The 18,401-nt window shown below is 50.0% G+C and carries 17 protein-coding genes; 13 read left to right on the top strand and 4 right to left on the bottom strand.

The annotated features are described in order from the left end of the window. Positions 1 to 73 precede the first annotated feature (73 nt). On the top strand, positions 74 to 2,017 hold the full coding sequence (gene cpdB / locus ACJHX7_RS16065) for a 2',3'-cyclic-nucleotide 2'-phosphodiesterase (RefSeq protein ID WP_094030087.1): 1,944 nt from the start codon (positions 74 to 76) through the stop codon (positions 2,015 to 2,017). Positions 2,018 to 2,144: 127 nt separating this feature from the next. On the opposite strand, the gene ACJHX7_RS16070 is transcribed toward cpdB, so the two are convergent. After that, positions 2,145 to 2,525 carry a winged helix-turn-helix transcriptional regulator gene (locus ACJHX7_RS16070; RefSeq protein WP_001317588.1) on the bottom strand — a complete coding sequence of 127 codons (381 nt, stop codon included), beginning with the start codon at positions 2,523 to 2,525 and terminating at the stop codon, positions 2,145 to 2,147. 88 nt (positions 2,526 to 2,613) lie between these two features. Between ACJHX7_RS16070 and qorB the strand changes: the two genes are divergently transcribed. From qorB to ytfE, 3 genes are all read left to right on the top strand, one after another. Further along, positions 2,614 to 3,474, top strand: coding sequence for an NAD(P)H:quinone oxidoreductase (qorB, locus tag ACJHX7_RS16075; RefSeq protein ID WP_094030086.1), 861 nt, complete (start codon positions 2,614 to 2,616; stop codon positions 3,472 to 3,474). A 107-nt stretch (positions 3,475 to 3,581) separates the two neighbouring features. Continuing rightward, positions 3,582 to 4,547, top strand: coding sequence for a DMT family transporter (locus ACJHX7_RS16080; RefSeq protein ID WP_094030085.1), 966 nt, complete (start codon positions 3,582 to 3,584; stop codon positions 4,545 to 4,547). A gap of 107 nt (positions 4,548 to 4,654) precedes the next feature. Then, positions 4,655 to 5,317 (top strand): iron-sulfur cluster repair protein YtfE, encoded by a 663-nt coding sequence (gene ytfE / locus ACJHX7_RS16085; protein WP_000331451.1) that lies wholly within the window; start codon positions 4,655 to 4,657, stop codon positions 5,315 to 5,317. 44 nt (positions 5,318 to 5,361) lie between these two features. Here the strand turns inward: ytfE and cycA are convergent, their stop codons facing one another. Continuing rightward, positions 5,362 to 6,774, bottom strand: coding sequence for a D-serine/D-alanine/glycine transporter (cycA, locus tag ACJHX7_RS16090; protein ID WP_094030084.1), 1,413 nt, complete (start codon positions 6,772 to 6,774; stop codon positions 5,362 to 5,364). A gap of 308 nt (positions 6,775 to 7,082) precedes the next feature. Next, the gene (fklB, locus tag ACJHX7_RS16095) at positions 7,083 to 7,703 is read right to left on the bottom strand and encodes an FKBP-type peptidyl-prolyl cis-trans isomerase (RefSeq protein ID WP_000211225.1); all 621 of its coding nucleotides are present in this window, start codon (positions 7,701 to 7,703) and stop codon (positions 7,083 to 7,085) included. 217 nt (positions 7,704 to 7,920) lie between these two features. Here fklB and ytfB point away from each other — a divergent pair, with 217 nt between their 5' ends. Beyond that, a complete protein-coding gene (ytfB, locus tag ACJHX7_RS16100) occupies positions 7,921 to 8,559 on the top strand; it encodes a cell division protein YtfB (RefSeq protein ID WP_001119474.1) in 639 nt (212 codons plus the stop codon). Here ytfB and ACJHX7_RS16105 read toward each other — a convergent pair. Next, a complete protein-coding gene (locus tag ACJHX7_RS16105) occupies positions 8,543 to 9,190 on the bottom strand; it encodes a TetR/AcrR family transcriptional regulator (protein WP_410231659.1) in 648 nt (215 codons plus the stop codon). The genes ytfB and ACJHX7_RS16105 overlap by 17 nt on opposite strands. Before the next feature lie 212 nt (positions 9,191 to 9,402). Here ACJHX7_RS16105 and ACJHX7_RS16110 point away from each other — a divergent pair, with 212 nt between their 5' ends. The 8 genes from ACJHX7_RS16110 to ACJHX7_RS16145 are packed head-to-tail and all read left to right on the top strand — an operon-like array spanning position 9,403 to position 18,326. Continuing rightward, a complete protein-coding gene (locus tag ACJHX7_RS16110) occupies positions 9,403 to 10,194 on the top strand; it encodes a 3-ketoacyl-ACP reductase (protein ID WP_075861628.1) in 792 nt (263 codons plus the stop codon). Positions 10,195 to 10,203: 9 nt separating this feature from the next. Next, on the top strand, positions 10,204 to 11,046 hold the full coding sequence (locus ACJHX7_RS16115; RefSeq protein ID WP_022646472.1) for a sugar phosphate isomerase/epimerase family protein: 843 nt from the start codon (positions 10,204 to 10,206) through the stop codon (positions 11,044 to 11,046). Positions 11,047 to 11,055: 9 nt separating this feature from the next. Further along, positions 11,056 to 11,832, top strand: coding sequence for an enoyl-CoA hydratase/isomerase family protein (locus tag ACJHX7_RS16120; protein ID WP_094030082.1), 777 nt, complete (start codon positions 11,056 to 11,058; stop codon positions 11,830 to 11,832). 9 nt (positions 11,833 to 11,841) lie between these two features. Next, the gene (locus tag ACJHX7_RS16125; RefSeq protein WP_410231660.1) at positions 11,842 to 13,383 is read left to right on the top strand and encodes an acyl CoA:acetate/3-ketoacid CoA transferase; all 1,542 of its coding nucleotides are present in this window, start codon (positions 11,842 to 11,844) and stop codon (positions 13,381 to 13,383) included. After that, positions 13,380 to 15,461 (top strand): FAD-binding protein, encoded by a 2,082-nt coding sequence (locus tag ACJHX7_RS16130; RefSeq protein WP_094030080.1) that lies wholly within the window; start codon positions 13,380 to 13,382, stop codon positions 15,459 to 15,461. The genes ACJHX7_RS16125 and ACJHX7_RS16130 overlap by 4 nt, the downstream gene beginning before the upstream one ends. A gap of 20 nt (positions 15,462 to 15,481) precedes the next feature. Continuing rightward, positions 15,482 to 15,958 carry a TRAP transporter small permease gene (locus ACJHX7_RS16135; protein WP_012311688.1) on the top strand — a complete coding sequence of 159 codons (477 nt, stop codon included), beginning with the start codon at positions 15,482 to 15,484 and terminating at the stop codon, positions 15,956 to 15,958. Positions 15,959 to 16,000: 42 nt separating this feature from the next. Beyond that, positions 16,001 to 17,302, top strand: a complete 1,302-nt coding sequence (locus ACJHX7_RS16140; RefSeq protein WP_000386846.1) for a TRAP transporter large permease — start codon at positions 16,001 to 16,003, stop codon at positions 17,300 to 17,302. A gap of 52 nt (positions 17,303 to 17,354) precedes the next feature. Next, positions 17,355 to 18,326, top strand: coding sequence for a TRAP transporter substrate-binding protein (locus ACJHX7_RS16145; protein WP_000695886.1), 972 nt, complete (start codon positions 17,355 to 17,357; stop codon positions 18,324 to 18,326). The last annotated feature ends 75 nt before the right edge of the window (positions 18,327 to 18,401 follow it).

Genomic DNA, 18,401 nt, shown 5'->3' on the forward strand with positions numbered 1-18,401 from the left:
CTTCACTGTTCTATAAGTAAGACGTTTATTCTCCCTTTTCTTTCGTATTCCCGATGATAAAAGGATGTCCCTGATGATTAAGTTTAGCGCAACGCTCCTGGCCACGCTGATTGCCGCCAGTGTGAATGCAGCGACGGTCGATCTGCGTATCATGGAAACCACTGATCTGCATAGCAACATGATGGATTTCGATTATTACAAAGACACCGTCACGGAAAAATTCGGACTGGTACGTACGGCAAGCCTGATTAACGATGCCCGCAATGAAGTGAAAAACAGCGTACTGGTCGATAACGGCGATTTGATTCAGGGGAGTCCGCTGGCAGATTACATGTCGGCGAAAGGATTAAAAGCAGGTGATATTCACCCGGTCTATAAGGCATTAAATACGCTGGACTATACCGTCGGCACGCTTGGCAACCATGAGTTTAACTACGGTCTGGATTACCTGAAAAATGCGCTGGCGGGAGCGAAATTCCCTTATGTAAATGCCAACGTCATTGACGCCAGAACCAAACAGCCAATGTTTACACCGTATTTAATTAAAGATACCGAAGTGGTCGATAAAGACGGAAAAAAACAGACGCTGAAGATTGGCTATATTGGCGTCGTACCGCCGCAAATCATGGGCTGGGATAAAGCTAATTTATCCGGGAAAGTGACGGTGAATGATATTACCGAAACCGTGCGCAAATACGTGCCTGAAATGCGCGAGAAAGGTGCCGATGTCGTTGTCGTTCTGGCGCATTCCGGGCTGTCTGCCGATCCGTATAAAGTGATGGCGGAAAACTCAGTTTATTACCTCAGTGAAATTCCGGGCGTTAACGCCATTATGTTTGGCCATGCTCACGCCGTTTTCCCAGGTAAAGATTTTGCTGATATCGAAGGAGCTGATATCGCGAAAGGCACGCTGAATGGTGTTCCGGCGGTAATGCCGGGCATGTGGGGCGATCATCTTGGTGTGGTCGACTTACAACTCAGTAATGACAGCGGTAAATGGCAGGTGACGCAGGCGAAAGCGGAAGCACGACCGATTTACGACATCGCTAATAAAAAATCCCTCGCGGCGGAAGACAGCAAGCTGGTAGAAACACTCAAAGCCGATCACGATGCCACACGCCAGTTCGTCAGCAAGCCAATCGGTAAATCTGCCGACAATATGTATAGCTATCTGGCACTGGTGCAGGACGATCCGACCGTGCAGGTGGTGAACAACGCGCAAAAAGCGTATGTCGAGCATTACATTCAGGGCGATCCGGATCTGGCAAAACTGCCAGTGCTTTCAGCTGCCGCACCGTTTAAAGTTGGTGGTCGCAAAAATGACCCGGCAAGCTATGTGGAGGTGGAAAAAGGCCAGTTGACCTTCCGTAATGCCGCCGATCTTTATCTCTATCCCAATACGCTGATTGTGGTGAAAGCCAGCGGTAAAGAGGTGAAAGAGTGGCTGGAATGCTCTGCCGGACAGTTTAACCAGATTGATCCTAACAGCACGAAACCACAGTCACTCATCAACTGGGATGGTTTCCGCACCTATAACTTTGATGTTATTGATGGTGTGAATTATCAGATTGATGTTACCCAGCCTGCCCGTTATGACGGCGAGTGCCAGATGGTTAATGCCAATGCGGAAAGGATTAAGAACCTGACCTTTAATGGCAAGCCGATTGATCCGAACGCCATGTTCCTCGTTGCCACCAATAACTATCGCGCTTACGGTGGCAAATTTGCCGGTACGGGCGACAGCCATATCGCTTTTGCTTCACCGGATGAGAACCGCTCGGTGCTGGCAGCGTGGATTGCGGAAGAGTCGAAACGTGCGGGGGAAATTCACCCGGCGGCAGATAACAACTGGCGTTTAGCACCGATAGCTGGCGATAAGAAACTGGATATCCGTTTCGAAACCTCTCCGTCAGATAAAGCCGCAGCGTTTATTAAAGAGAAAGGGCAATATCCGATGAATAAAGTCGCGACCGATGATATCGGGTTTGCAATTTATCAGGTGGATTTGAGTAAGTAATACACTTCTTTTTCGGCCTATAAATCATCAACCGCATCCGGCACTTTTGTCGGATGCGATGCTGACGCATCTTATCCGCCCTACAAGCCATGAACCGTAGTCCGGATAAGCGCAGCGCATCCGGCAGTTATGCCGCACGTTCATCCCGCACCGCTAACACCTCGGGCAAATTCAACTCAATCCAGTCCGCCAGTGCAGCAACCTTTTCGCTCACCTGCTCGCCCAGCGGCGTGAGGCTATATTCCACATGCGGCGGCACCACCGGATACGCGATACGGTTAAGAAAACCATCCTGTTCTAATGCCTGTAACGACTGCGCAAGCATCTTTTCACTCACCCCGCCCATCTTGCGCCGCAGGTCGCTAAAGCGATGAGTACCTTCGCGTAGCGCCACCAGAATCAACACCCCCCAACGGCTGGTGACGTGTTTTAACACCTCGCGCGACGGGCACTGTTCCGCAAAGAGATTTCCCTCTTTGAGTTGTTGCGACAGGCTAACCTGACTCATTTCATACTTACCTTTTTGTACGTACTTACTAAAAGTAAGTTTAGGTGGTAGCGTATTTAAACACAAGACAAAACGATGGAGGCTTCCCATGATCGCTATTACTGGTGCCACTGGCCAACTTGGTCATTATGTTATTAACTCCTTACTGAAAACGGTTCCTGCCAGCCAAATAGTGGCTATCGTTCGTAATCCGGCAAAAGCCCAGGCACTGACAGCACAAGGCATTACCGTGCGTCAGGCTGACTACGGCGATGAAGCCGCACTGACATCTGCACTTCAGGGAGTGGAAAAACTACTGCTGATCTCTTCCAGCGAAGTGGGTCAACGTGCCCCGCAGCATCGTAATGTTATTAATGCCGCAAAGGCGGCTGGTGTGAAATTTATCGCTTATACCAGTCTGCTTCACGCGGATAAATCTCCGCTCGGCCTCGCCGATGAGCACATTGAGACGGAGAAAATGTTGGCTGATTCTGGCATCGTTTACACCCTGCTGCGCAACGGCTGGTACAGCGAAAACTACCTCGCCAGCGCCCCGGCAGCACTGGAACACGGCGTATTTATCGGTGCGGCGGGCGATGGCAAAATCGCCTCAGCAACGCGGGCAGATTATGCGGCAGCTGCGGCACGCGTGATTAGCGAAGCCGGTCACGAAGGCAAGGTTTACGAACTGGCGGGCGATAGTGCCTGGACGTTGACACAGTTAGCGGCAGAGCTGACCAAACAGAGCGGCAAACAGGTTACCTATCAAAACCTGAGCGAAGCCGATTTCGCCGCGGCACTGAAAAGCGTCGGACTGCCTGACGAACTGGCGGATATGTTGGCGGATTCTGACGTTGGCGCATCGAAAGGTGGTCTGTTTGATAACAGCAAAACGCTTAGCAAATTGATTGGCCGCCCAACGACAACGTTAGCCGAAAGCGTAAGCCATCTTTTTAATGTTAATAACTAGTTAATTAAAGTGGCATCCTCCCGCATCCTCTCTGATAATGACGGGATGCCGGGAGCAATCATGTCTGCTTCCTGAACTTTCTTCTGACAGATCAATGGATGCCAGTAATGATTAGCGGCGTGCTGTACGCCCTGTTAGCAGGGTTGATGTGGGGGCTTATTTTTGTCGGGCCGTTGATCGTGCCGGAATACCCGGCGATGTTGCAGTCGATGGGGCGTTATCTGGCGTTAGGGTTAATTGCGCTGCCCATTGCCTGGCTGGGACGCGTGCGTCTGCGTCAGTTGGCGCGTCGGGACTGGCTTACCGCCTTGATGCTCACTATGATGGGCAACCTCATCTATTACTTCTGCCTTGCCAGTGCCATTCAACGTACTGGCGCGCCTGTTTCTACGATGATTATCGGCACCCTGCCGGTGGTGATTCCCGTTTTTGCCAATCTGCTTTATAGCCAGCGCGACGGCAAACTCGCGTGGGGAAAACTCGTCCCGGCACTGATTTGTATTGGCATCGGCCTGGCGTGTGTGAATATTGCTGAGTTAAACCACGGACTCCCCGATTTTGACTGGGCACGTTATACCTCTGGCATCGTGCTGGCGTTAGTTTCCGTGGTCTGCTGGACATGGTATGCCCTGCGCAACGCCCGCTGGCTGCGGGAAAATCCCGACAAACATCCGATGATGTGGGCGACGGCGCAGGCGCTGGTCACGCTGCCGGTTTCTCTCATCGGCTATCTCGTCGCCTGTTACTGGCTGAATATACAAACGCCGGACTTCTCCTTACCTTTTGGCCCCCGTCCGCTGGTGTTTATTAGTCTGATGGTTGCGATAGCCGTGCTTTGCTCATGGGTTGGCGCACTCTGCTGGAACGTCGCCAGCCAGCGATTACCGACAGTGATTCTCGGGCCGCTGATTGTTTTCGAAACGCTGGCAGGTTTGCTGTACACCTTTTTACTCCGCCAGCAAATGCCGCCGCTAATGACGCTGAGCGGTATCGCGCTGTTAGTGATTGGCGTGGTCATTGCGGTCAGAGCAAAACCAGAAAAACCCTTAACTGAATCTGTCTCAGAAAGTTGACACGCTGGCAGTGAGTTAAATAAGCCTCTGCTACGTAAGGGTTATAGCTTTTGCCTTAAAGATGCATTTAAAATGCATCTTATCTTATTAAGAATGAGGTATCAGCTATGGCTTATCGCGACCAACCTTTAGGTGAACTGGCGCTCTCTATCCCTCGCGCTTCGGCTCTGTTTCGTAAATATGATATGGATTACTGCTGCGGCGGTAAGCAAACGCTGGCGCGTGCGGCGGCACGTAAAGAACTGGATGTTGACGTCATTGAAGCCGAACTGGCAAAGCTTGCTGAACAACCGATTGAGAAAGACTGGCGTAGCGCCCCGCTGGCGGAAATCATCGACCACATTATTGTGCGCTACCACGATCGTCACCGCGAGCAACTGCCGGAGCTGATTCTGCAAGCGACTAAAGTCGAGCGCGTTCACGCCGACAAACCGAGCGTGCCAAAAGGGCTGACAAAATACCTGACTATGCTGCATGAAGAGCTTTCCAGCCATATGATGAAAGAAGAGCAGATCCTCTTCCCGATGATCAAACAAGGCATGGGCAGCCAGGCAATGGGGCCAATCAGCGTAATGGAAAGCGAGCACGATGAAGCGGGCGAACTGCTGGAAGTGATCAAACACACCACCAATAACGTCACACCGCCGCCGGAAGCCTGCACCACCTGGAAAGCGATGTATAACGGCATTAATGAACTGATTGATGACCTGATGGAGCACATCAGTCTGGAAAACAATGTACTATTCCCGCGCGCGCTGGCGGGTGAGTGATCTAAAAGCTGGATGGCATTGCGCCATCCAGCATGATAATGCGGTTATTTCCGCAGTTCAGCAGCCCGTTTCTTACCAATAAACAGCCAGCCCAGCCCCAGCGCGATAAACCACAGCGGGGTAACCAGCAGCGCCTGGCGGGTATCATCTTCCAGTGTCAGCAGCACGACCACGAACACAAAGAATGCCATACATACCCAGCACATCAGCTTGCCGAGTGGCATCTTGTAGATCGACTTCTCATGCAGATGAGGACGCTGTTTGCGATACACCAGGTACGAGCAAAGGATAATCGTCCAGACAAACATAAACAGAATCGCGGAAACGGTTGTAATCATCGTGAACGCGCCAATCACGCTGGGATTCACATACAACATCACCACGCCGCCGAGCAGGCAGATGCAGGAGAAGGTCAGCCCTTTCGCGGGTACTGCGCGCTTAGAGAGTTTAGCGAACGCTTTCGGTGCCACACCTTCCTGGGCCAGACCAAACAGCATACGGCTGGTAGAGAAGACACCGCTGTTAGCGGAAGACGCCGCAGAGGTCAACACCACAAAGTTGATCACGCTGGCAGCCGCAGGCAAACCTACCAACACAAACAGTTCAACGAACGGGCTTTTCTCCGGGACTACCGAACTCCACGGCGTCACGGACATAATCACAATCAGCGAGAAGACGTAGAACATAATGATACGGATCGGAATGGAGTTAATCGCGCGTGGCAGTGATTTCTCTGGATCTTTGGTTTCCGCAGCTGTTGTACCTACCAGCTCAATCCCCACGAAAGCAAAAACCGCTATCTGGAATCCGGCAAAGAAGCCACTTAAGCCTTTCGGGAACCAGCCGCCGTCATTCCACAAATGTGCAAATGATGCTTCCACACCGGTCGGTGACTGAAAGTGCATCGCCACCATGACCAGGCCGACAACAATCAGCGACACGATGGCGACGATTTTGATCATCGCAAACCAGAACTCCATCTCACCGAACATTTTTACCGTGGCGAGGTTTAGAACCAGTAACAGAATGATCACGGATAACGAAGCAACCCAGTCAGAAAGCCCAGGGAACCAGAACTGAGCATAAGCCGTGATCGCCACCACGTCTGCCATACCGGTTACAACCCAGCAGAACCAGTAAGTCCAGCCGGTGAAATATCCTGCCCACGGCCCGAGTAGATCGGAAGCGAAGTCACTAAAAGATTTGTATTCCAGATTCGAAAGCAGCAATTCCCCCATTGCCCGCATCACGAAAAAGAGCATAAAACCGATGATCATATAAACGAAAATGATCGACGGCCCGGCAAGGCTAATCGTTTTGCCGGACCCCATAAACAACCCTGTACCAATGGCACCGCCAATGGCAATAAGCTGAATATGTCGGTTTGTGAGATTGCGCCGTAGCGACTGTTCAGCCGGAGCCTGATCATCGGCAACGACTTTTACCTGATCTACCATGTTTTTTTCTTCCTGTACCTGTCTGTGTTGTTCAGGCTCTACGGCCTTTAGTCAGTCTATGATACGACGAATCTGTATCGGGACTCATCGATATTAGGTAACAATACGCGGGATGAATACTAAGATTTAGATCTAATGTTAATTTTATGTTTGAAGTGAGTGTCATATCACGGTGATAACGCGAAACAGCTCACAAAAATACACGCTTACAGGGTCTTTGCAACATAAAATAGCGCCGTTTGGCAAACTGAAGGAGTTATTGCTGAATGCCTGCTCCCCTCTGGTTCGAGGGGAACAGAATGCGCTGCTTAGAGGATTTCCAGCAGTTCGACTTCAAACACCAGGGTGCTGAACGGAGGGATGGACGCGCCAGCGCCGCGCTCGCCATATGCCAGTTCCTGCGGGATGGTCAGTTCCCATTTAGAACCTACCGGCATCAGAGTCAGTGCTTCAATCCAGCCAGGGATCACACCATTAACCGGGAATTCAGCTGGCTCGCCGCGAGCAACGGAGCTGTCAAACACGGTGCCGTCGATCAGTTTTCCGGTGTAATGAACACGAACGCGGTCGGTACGTGCCGGAATTGCGCCTTCGCCCTGGTTGATCACGCGGAATTGCAGGCCAGATTCGGTGCTATTTACACCTTCTTTTTTGGCGTTTTCTTCCAGGTATTTCACACCTTCAGCAGCCATCGCCTGGAAACGCTGACGACGAACGGCATCGGCGCGTTCGTGGATTTCACGCAGCGCGCGGTGCACCACATCAACCGGAACAGCCGGATGTTTGCCTTCCAGCGCATCGGCAATGCCTGCAACCAGTGCTTCTGGCAGCAGCCCTTCCAGGCCAGATTCACTCAGTTGTTGCCCTACCTGCAAACCAATGCCGTAGCTTGCTTGCGCTTCGATGGTGTCAAAAGTTGGGGTGGTCATCGTATTTCCTTTCTTAGGGTATAAAGTAGCGGGCAGCATATCAGCCACACTTCTTTGGGTAAAACTTTGTCGCGGGAATGATGACAAATCCCGGGGAAAAAGAAACAATAGCAATATCCCGTATGAATATAATAAAGGCGGGTTTACCACGGACATCATAGCGTTAGCTTATTCATAGGCTATGATTGAGGAACAAGACGCGGAGCAGGAGGAAACCATGCCCGGGCGCTTTGAACTAAAACCAACCCTGGAGAAAGTCTGGCACGCGCCGGACAATTTTCGCTTCATGGACCCGCTGCCGCCGATGCATCGTCGGGGGATCATTATTGCCGCCATTGTATTGGTAGTCGGATTTCTGCTTCCATCTGATGATACGCCCAACGCGCCAGTGGTGACGCGTGAAGCGCAGTTAGATATTCAGTCGCAATCACAACCACCGACAGAAGAACAGCTGCGGGCGCAATTAGTCACGCCACAAAATGATCCTGATCAGGTGGCTCCGGTCGCTCCAGAACCAATACAGGAAGGCCAACCAGAAGAGCAGCCGCAAACCACCCATACGCAACCATTCCAGCCAGATAGCGGAATTGATAATCAATGGCGCTCCTATCGTGTCGAACCCGGTAAAACGATGGCGCAGCTGTTCCGCGACCACGGACTGCCCGCTACCGATGTCTATGCCATGGCGCAGGTAGAAGGCGCGGATAAGCCACTGAGTAATTTGCAAAACGGGCAGATGGTGAAAATCCGCCAGAACGCCAGCGGCGTGGTGACGGGCTTAACCATTGATACGGGGAATAATCAACAGGTCCTGTTTACCCGCCAGCCGGATGGCAGTTTTATTCGCGCACGGTAGATGAAGGGTCAACCAAAAGCCAGCTAAGGATTGTCTCTTTGATGACCTTACGTCTGGCTTCCAGTGCCTGGGGTGAAACCATACTGATGTGATAAACCAGGCCAAGCGTATGCTGGTTGATCAAATAATATCCCCCAAGCGCAGCAATATTAATATTCACCTGCAATGGGTCGATATCTGGCTTAAAAATATTGTGTTTCTTCCCTTCATCCAATAAGGATTCCATTAACTGCAAGTGCGCATGGTTAATTTCTAAAAGACGCTGTGACTTTGCATAATGCACACCCTTACTTTGATTTTCACTATGCACAATTTTTAAAAACCAGGGATTAGAAATATAATAATCCCATGTAAAATCGATTATTTTCTCAATGGCTTTCTGTGGCGGAAGATCTGAGAAATCAAGGGCCTTTTCTTTTTGTCGAATATCGTTCCAGGTATATTCCAGCACTTCGATAAATAAATTTTCTTTATTACCAAAGTGGTGATAAACCGTCTGTTTACTGCACTCCGCGGCCTTGACAATATTATCGACTCTGGCCCCTTCGTAACCATATTCGGCGAATTCATTAACCGCACATAACAACAGCTTTTCCTTCAGGCTTTGTACGTTGCTGGTATCAAGATACATAACGCTTCCCCACGACCTCTTCGTGGTGACTATCATAACCTGATTTGATTTCAGCTTCAGAAAAAAGGGCAAAAACTTGTACTTTCATCAGGTTATCAAATGTCCTGTGATCGCCATCGCATATCAACCAACCAGATGGTTGATCTTTTTATCATCCAGTCGCAAGCTAATCATCACTAAGGAAACAAAATTCAAAAAAAGAGAGCTATTGTATGAAATCCACTCGTCCTGTTGCCGTGATTACCGGAGCCGCTCGTGGTATTGGAAAGGGTTGTGCGCTGGAACTTGCTCGTAGCGGGTTTAACCTGCTGATTAACGATCGCCCTGATGCCGACAGCGTAGAAAAACTGCATATCACACAACAAGAATGTCTGGCGGAAGGCGTGGAAGTGATTTGCTTCCCTGCTGATGTGGGCGATCTCTCCCTGCATGAAGAGATGCTCGACGCAGCGCAAAACCAGTGGGGACGTCTGGACTGCCTGCTCAACAACGCAGGCATTTCAGTAAAAAAACGCGGTGATCTTCTCGACCTCGAACCAGACAGCTTCGACCAAAATATTGCCATTAACACCCGCGCACCGTTCTTCCTCGCTCAGGCATTCAGTAAGCGCTTACTGGCACAGCCGAAACCGGAAGCAGAACTGCCGCACCGCTCGATTATTTTCGTCAGTTCCATCAACGCCATCATGCTGGCGATGAATCGCGGCGAATATACCATTGCCAAAACTGCCGTCTCTGCCGCTGCTCGTCTGTTTGCTGCTCGCCTTTGTAATGAACAAATTGGCGTTTATGAAGTGCGTCCTGGTCTCATCAAAACCGATATGACTATTCCGGCAACGGCCTATTACGACGAACTGATTGCCAAAGGTCTGGTGCCGTGGGGACGTTGGGGTTATCCGGCTGATATTGCTTCCACTGTCCGCGCGATGGCGGAAGGTAAACTGATTTACACCTGTGGTCAGGCGGTCGCCATCGACGGCGGCTTAAGTATGCCGCGCTTCTGAGGCTGAATCATGAGAGATCTGTTACAACGCCCGGATTTATTCAGTATCAATACCGCGACACTGGGCTATAAAACGCCGCTGCCCGCCATTATTGATGCCTGCGCCGCACGCGGTATTGGCGCCATTGCCCCCTGGCGCAGGGAGTTGCAGGGTGAAGATCTCCAGCAAATCGCCCGCCAGCTTGCTGCCAGTAACATAAACGTTTCCGGTTTGTGCCGTAGCACCTACTACACCGCACCGACGCTGGCGGAGCGCAAACTGGCGATTGACGATAACCGCCGGGCGCTGGACGACGCCGCTGTACTGAACGCCGCCTGTTATATGCAGGTGGTTGGCGGTCTGCCAATGGGAACAAAAGATCTGTACGAAGCGCGGGAACAGGTGAAACAAGGGATTCGCCAGTTGCTGCCACATTCGAAAGATGTCGGTGTGCCAATTGCACTGGAGCCACTGCACCCGATGACTGCTGCCGATCGTTCTTGTCTGTGCACGTTACGTCAGGCGCTGGACTGGTGTGATGAACTCGATCCCGATGGCGAATTTGGCCTCGGCGTGGCGGTAGATGTCTACCATGTCTGGTGGGATCCGGATCTCGCCAGTCAGATCCTGCGTGCCGGAAAACGCATCCTCGCGTTTCATGTTTCCGACTGGTTAGTGCCGACCACCGATCTGGTCAATGACCGTGGAATGCCGGGAGATGGTGTCATCAATATTCCGTCAATTCGTCGGCTGGTTGAAAACGCCGGATTTAATGGCGCTATTGAACTGGAAATATTCTCACCGTATTGGTGGCAGCAAGATATTGACAGCACACTGGATATTAGCGTCGATCGCATCGCGCATTATTGCTAAGGAATAATCATGAGTGACCAACCCGTTCTGTTCAGCAGAGCGGCGGCTTCTTGCCGCCTGACATTGAACCGTGAAGATAAATGTCATGCTATTAATGAAGAAATGATCGAATCTCTCGACCATTATTTAAATGAAATTGAAAACGACACCACATTACGCTTAGTCGAATTAACGGCAACCGGCGATAAATTCTTTTGTGCGGGCGGCGATATTAAATCGTGGTCGGCCTATTCGCCATTAGATATGGGCAGAAAATGGATTAAACGCGGTAACGAGGTTTTTAATCGCCTGCGCAATTTACCCCAATTAACGGTTGCAAATCTCAACGGTCATACCATTGGCGGTGGGATTGAACTCGCCTTGTGCTGTGATATTCGTATCGCTCGCCCCCACGCAAAATTCTCTAATCCTGAAGTGATGCTCGGCATGGTGCCTGGCTGGATGGGCATTGAACGCGTGCTTAATCAGGTTGGCCCGGTGGTCGGTCGCCAGATGCTGATGCTGGGTAAACGCCTGACGGCGCAGGAAGCCCAGGTGGCGAATTTAATTGATGAAGTGGTAGAAAAAGAACAGGTGGAAAGCTGGATGGCGAATCAGTTAGCGCAGCTGGAAAAATGCGGTCCGGTGGCGCTTGCACATATTAAGCAACTGATTCTGGCACTGGAAAATAAACATGCCGATTACCCGCACCAGCTACTGGCCGGATTAATGTCCGCCACTCAGGATTGCCAGCAGGCGACGCGCGCCTTTGCCGAAAAAAGTAGCGTGAGCTTCCATAATCAATAAGGAAATTGTATGCGTAAGATAACAACCGCCGAGGCACTGGCGGCGCAAATTCAGGACGGCGCAACCATTGCCATTAGCGGTAACGGCGGCGGTATGGTGGAAGCCGACCATATTATGGCTGCCATTGAAGCGCGTTTCCTGCAAACCGGACACCCGCGCGACCTGACGCTAATCCATTCACTGGGTATTGGCGATCGCGACAGCAAAGGCACGAACCGTTTCGCTCATGCAGAGATGCTCAAACGCATAATTGCCGGACACTTTACCTGGTCGCCCAAAATGCAGGCGCTGGTAAAAAATAACATGATTGAAGCCTACTGCTTTCCTGGTGGCGTGATTCAGGCACTGCTACGGGAGATCGGTGCCGGACGTCCGGGACTTTTTACCCACGTTGGGCTGGGATCGTTTGTTGATCCACGCAATGGTGGCGGTAAGTCGAATGAATGCACGACCGACGACCTGGTAGAACTGATTGAAATCGACGGTGAGACCAAACTTCGTTATCGCCCTTTCAAAGTGGATTACGCGATTTTGCGTGGCACTTATGCCGATCCACGAGGTAACGTTAGCCTCGAAGAAGAAGCGATTGATATGGATAGCTATTCGATGGCGCTGGCAGCACACAACAGCGGCGGCAAAGTGTTCGTACAGGTACGCGATGTGCTGGAAGCTGGCGCGATTGAACCACGTCGGGTCAAGCTACCGGGGATTCTGGTCGATGGTATCGTTGAGCACCGCGAACAACCGCAAACCTATCTTGGTGGTTACGACCTGACCATTAGCGGTCAACATCGCCGTCTAAGTTCTAACGACGCTATTGAACTGGTTAGTCATCCGGTGCGTCGCCTGATTGCCCGTCGGGCAGCGCGGGAACTGGCGGCAGGCGCTTCAACCAACTTTGGCTTTGGTATTCCCGGTGGTATTCCTGGGGTTGCGCTGCGCGAAGGCGTGCCTTATCAAAGTTTGTGGCTGAGTGTAGAACAGGGTGTACATAACGGCATGATGCTGGATGATGCTCTGTTCGGCTGCGCCCGTAACGCCGATGCCATTATTCCATCACTCGATCAATTTGAATTCTACAGTGGCGGCGGCATCGATATCACCTTCCTCGGCATGGGAGAGATGGATCAATACGGTAACGTCAACGTCTCCCATCTTAATGGCAATCTCATTGGCCCCGGCGGCTTCCTCGAAATTGCACAAAACGCCCGTAAAGTGGTGTTTTGCGGTACGTTTGACGCCAAAGGCAGCAAGATTGATGTAACGCCAGATGGCTTGCATATCGCCCAGTCAGGTCAAATCCCTAAACTGGTTACCCAGGTGGAAAAAATCACTTTTAGCGCCGCCTACGCACAGCAAAGTGGTCAGGAAGTGTTGTATATCACTGAACGTGCAGTATTCCAGTTAACGGCAGAAGGCGTTGAATTAATTGAAATCGCGCCGGGTGTAGAGATTGAGCGCGACATTCTGCCGTATATGGCTTTCCGTCCGATTATCAGGCACCCACGCCTGATGGAAAGTAGCCTGTTTACGCCGATGGAGGATGCATGAGTCAGCTTGATGACACCATCCTTGATGCGCTGACGTACGTCACTTTCCCAAAGGGGTTTGCGTCAGCAGAGCCAACGTCAATTGTCACCGTTGAGGATGTTGATTACCCGATCTGGCAAGTTGATGCGCTGGTCGTTGGTAGCGGCGCAGCAGGATTACGTGCGGCAGTTGAACTTAAACGCCGCCAGCAAAATGTGCTGATCGCTACCGCCGGGTTATATATGGGGACGTCGGCATGTTCTGGTTCCGATAAACAGACACTATTTACCGCCGCTACCGCGGGCAACGGCGACAACTTCACCAAACTGGCAGAGGCACTGGCGAGCGGTGGGGCGATGGATCACGACACCGCTTATGTCGAAGCGGTAGGTTCTCTGCACACTCTAGGCGGGTTGCAATATCTTGGTCTGGAATTACCGGAAGATCGCTATGGCGCGATTCTTCGTTATCAAACCGACCATGACGAAGCCGGGCGTGCAACCTCGTGTGGGCCGCGTACCTCAAGGTTAATGGTGAAAGTGCTGTTGGAAGAAGTACAGCGTCTTGCTATCCCAATGTTAACCAGTGCAACAGTGATTAAACTGCTACATCAGCGTGACGAAAACGGCGAAGACCGCGTGGCGGGGGCAATCCTCGCGACCGGTCATCGCGCCCATAACCCATGGGGGCTGGCAATTGTGACTGCGCCCAATGTGGTACTGGCAACAGGAGGGCCTGGCGAGCTTTATCGCGACAGTGTGTATCCACACAAATGTTTCGGCTCGCTGGGGCTGGCGCTGGAGGAAGGTCTGACGCTAACCAATCTGACTGAAAGCCAGTTTGGTATCGGCACACCGCGCAGCACGTTTCCGTGGAATTTGTCCGGGACTTATGTACAGGTGATCCCATATATCTATTCCGTGGATGCCGGGGGTAACGAGTATAACTTCCTCGCGGATTACTATCGCACCACCCAGGAGCTGGCTTCAAACATTTTCCGTAAAGGCTATCAGTGGCCGTTCCACGCCACGCGGGTAATGGATTTTGGCTCCAGCTTGTTAGATATGGCAGTAGCGCAAGAGCAGCAATCAGGGCGTCAGGTATTTATGGATTTCAATCGTAATCCTGAACCTGTGCCGGGTGACCTGCCGTTCTCATTAGATCGACTGGACGACGACGTTCGCGCGTATCTGGAAAATAACGACGCTCTGGCACCATCGCCCATCGAACGACTGCAACGAATGAATCCGCTGTCTATCTCGCTGTATAAGATGCACGGTTACGATCTCACCACGCAGCCATTGCAGTTTGCCATGAATAATCAGCATATGAATGGCGGCATTGAAGTGGATATCTGGGGACAAACATCTCTGCCCGGTTGTTTTGCAGTGGGGGAAGTTGCTGGCACACACGGCGTCACCCGACCTGGCGGTGCGGCGCTGAATGCCGGGCAGGTTTTTGCTGTTCGTCTGGCACGTTTTATTGGTTGCACGCAAAAGCGGAATATTGATGGAGATATAGCACAGCTGGCAGCTCCGGCACTGGCTTCTATAAGAGAGATCATTACTCAGGCGCACGATAACGGAACCGGGATGCCGTTGTCGGTTGTGAGGGAAAAAATTCAGGCACGAATGTCTGACCATGCGGGATTTATTTGTCATGCCGATAAAGTCCGACGCGCCACTCGTGATGCCCTGCTATTGAACGAATTTGTGCAACGGCATGGATTGGCAATCAAACATGTGGGTGAAGTTTCCGAGCTGTTTATGTGGCGGCATATGGCGCTGACTTCTGCCGCCGTCTTAACTCAACTGACACATTATATTGATGCAGGTGGTGGTAGCCGGGGAGCACGTATTATTCTCGACAGGGATGGAAATTCTATTCCGCAAACACGAAATGGTTTTTGTGATGCCTGGCGCTTTCGTTCAGAGCGTACTGAGGATAAAAAAGATAAACTGCTTATTCATTATTGCAACAGTATCTTTCACGTCAGAGAAACACCTGTCCGTGAGTTTCCCACTATCCGCGGCATTTGGTTTGAAAAAAACTGGCCTGGCTTTCTTAATGGGACAATTTACCAGCCACAGGATGAATGATATTGCAAAGGTTAATCACTATGCGAAATATAATTAGATCTATTAATGCTCTGCTTGCAACATTGAATATTACCATTTTGGCGATCATTGTGGCATGTGTGACATGGCAAGTGGTAGCACGATTTATATTTAAAAGCCCCAGTATATTTACGGATGAACTCAGTCGTTTGCTTTTTATTTGCCTTGGCCTTTTTGGTGGTGCCTATACCGCGGGGCAGAACCGGCATCTGGCGATTGATCTGCTTCCTATGATGCTGAAAGGAAAAGCCCGGCGTCATTTATTTTTGTGTATTCAGATTATCGTTATTATCTTCTCTACCATCATTATGGTATATGGTGGTGGGCTATTAACGCTGGACACATTCGATTCAGGTCAAACCTCACCCGCTTTAGGCTGGCAGATGGGATATATCTATATGAGTATCCCGATTAGTGGTGTTCTTATTATTATATACACCATAGATATGGTTTTAACAGAACTTAAACAACCACTCTAAAGATAATAAACAACAACCAACCATAGTAGGAATGGAGAAATTATGGATTACTGGTTACCGATTATTGTGTTATTTGGTGCCTTCTTTTTTATGTTGGCATTAGGTGTACCTATTGTTTATGCCATTGGTTTATCCACACTGGCATCAATTTCCACACAACTCGATTTCAACTCAGCATTGAGTGTGGTTTCCCAAAAGTTAGCCTCCGGGTTAGATAGCTTTACATTATTGGCAATTCCATTTTTTATTTTGTCTGGCAACATTATGAATCATGGAGGAATAGCGCGACGATTAATCAACTTTGCCAGAATTCTTGGCGGTCGACTGCCTGGCTCACTTGCTCACTGTAATATTCTTGCCAATATGCTGTTCGGGGCAATTTCTGGTTCAGCTGTTGCTTCGGCGGCTGCGATGGGCGGCGTCATGCATCCGCAACAGGTTAAAGAGGGCTACGACCCGGCATTCAGTACTGCGGTTAACGTTGCCTCTGCCCCGACGGGTTTGCTTATTCCACCAAGTAATACGTTAATCGTCTATTCACTGGTCAGTGGTGGTACTTCTATTGCCGCACTGTTCCTGGCGGGTTATGTTCCGGGAATTTTGCTGGGTCTGGCACTGATGGTAATAGCCGGTATTATCGCGGTACGTCGCGGTTATCCAAAGCCAGAACGCCCGACTTTACGCCAGGCTGGCGTTGCGATATGGATGGCTATCCCCAGTATTTTCCTGATTATTTTAATTATGGGGGGTGTATTAAGTGGTATTTTTACCCCGACAGAGGCCTCCGCAATTGCAGTAATTTATACCCTTTTCCTTGCACTGGTTCTTTATCGTGAAATCTCAGTTAAAGATTTACCTAAAATATTTCTGGAATCCGTTATTACCACTGCAATTGTCTTGTTATTAATTGGTTCTTCGATGGGAATGTCATGGGCGATGTCAAACGCTGACGTTCCCTTCCTGATTCTCGATTTGCTTAACACTATTTCTGACAACCCAATAATAATCCTGCTTATTATCAATATTATCCTGTTGATTATCGGCACTTTTATGGATATGACACCGGCGGTACTGATTTTTACGCCGATATTTTTACCGGTTGTCACCGAACTGGGCATGGACCCGATTCACTTTGGTATTGTCATGGTACTGAACATGTGTATCGGTATTTGTACTCCGCCTGTAGGCAGTGTGTTATTTGTCGGTTGTAGTGTATCTAAATTACCGATTAATAAAATTATCAAACCTATGCTGCCATTTTATGCCGTGATGGTATTGGTGCTGGCAATGGTGACCTATATTCCGCAAATCAGTATGGCATTGCCAAGAGCACTGGGTTACTGATGCGCATTCACTGGCGGCACCTGCCGCCATATTTATTAGAAAAGGAACATCTATGAAAATAAAAGTATCCGCTGGCATTATCGGTGCTGTTCTTATGTTATCCGCAAGCCAGTCCTGGGCAGTGACATTAAAACTGAGTCATAATCAGGATAAGTCTCATCCTGTTCATAAAGCGATGGAGTTCTTTGCGAAAAAGAGCAAAGAGTACTCTAACGGTGATATTACTATTCGTATTTATCCAAATGGAACATTGGGTACTCAACGAGAAACAATGGAGCTGATTCGTTCTGGCGCTATTCCACTGGTAAAAACCAACGCGGCAGAAATGGAAGCATTTGAAAATTCCTATAAATTATTTAGCCTGCCTTATTTGTTCCGCGATCGTGATCATTATTATCAGGTCATGCAGGGCGATATCGGGAGAAAAATCCTCGACTCAACGAAAAGCAAAGGTTATTTCGGGCTGACTTTTTATGATGGAGGCGCCCGCAGTTTCTACGGCAATAAACCAGTACTGAAACCAGACGATCTCAAAGGCATGAAAGTCCGTGTCCAGCCAAGTCCTGGCGCAGTTGAAATGATCAAAGTCATGGGCGGTAACCCGACGCCACTGGATTACGGCGAGTTGTATACAGCCTTACAGCAGGGTGTGGTCGATATGGCAGAAAACAGCGTGATGGCGCTGACCACCATGCGTCACGGTGAAGTGGCAAAATCCTTCAGCCTTGACGAACACACTATGGTTCCCGATGTGGTTCTGATGAGCAATGCTGCGTTTGATAAACTTAGCCCGGAAAATCAGGCAGTTATATTAAAAGCAGCTAAAGAATCAATGAGCTACATGAAAGACTTGTGGAGCGAGGAAGAGAAACAAGAATTTGCAAAACTGGATAAAATGGGCGTGAAAGTCTACCAGGTAGATAAAGCTCCGTTTATCGAGAAAGTACAGCCAATGTACGCAAACTTCGCTAAGGACAACCCAGCCCTTGCCCCAATGCTGGCTGATATTCAGGCAGCTAAGTAATTATCTTCGTAGGGCTGCTTATTGTGGCCCTTATCGATATCTGCAAGTGCTCGCTACAAAAGCAAAACGCCGACC

Origin of the sequence: Escherichia sp. WS1451 (assembly GCF_046487365.1) — a bacterium.
In the GTDB taxonomy this organism is placed as follows: Bacteria; Pseudomonadota; Gammaproteobacteria; order Enterobacterales; family Enterobacteriaceae; genus Escherichia; species Escherichia coli.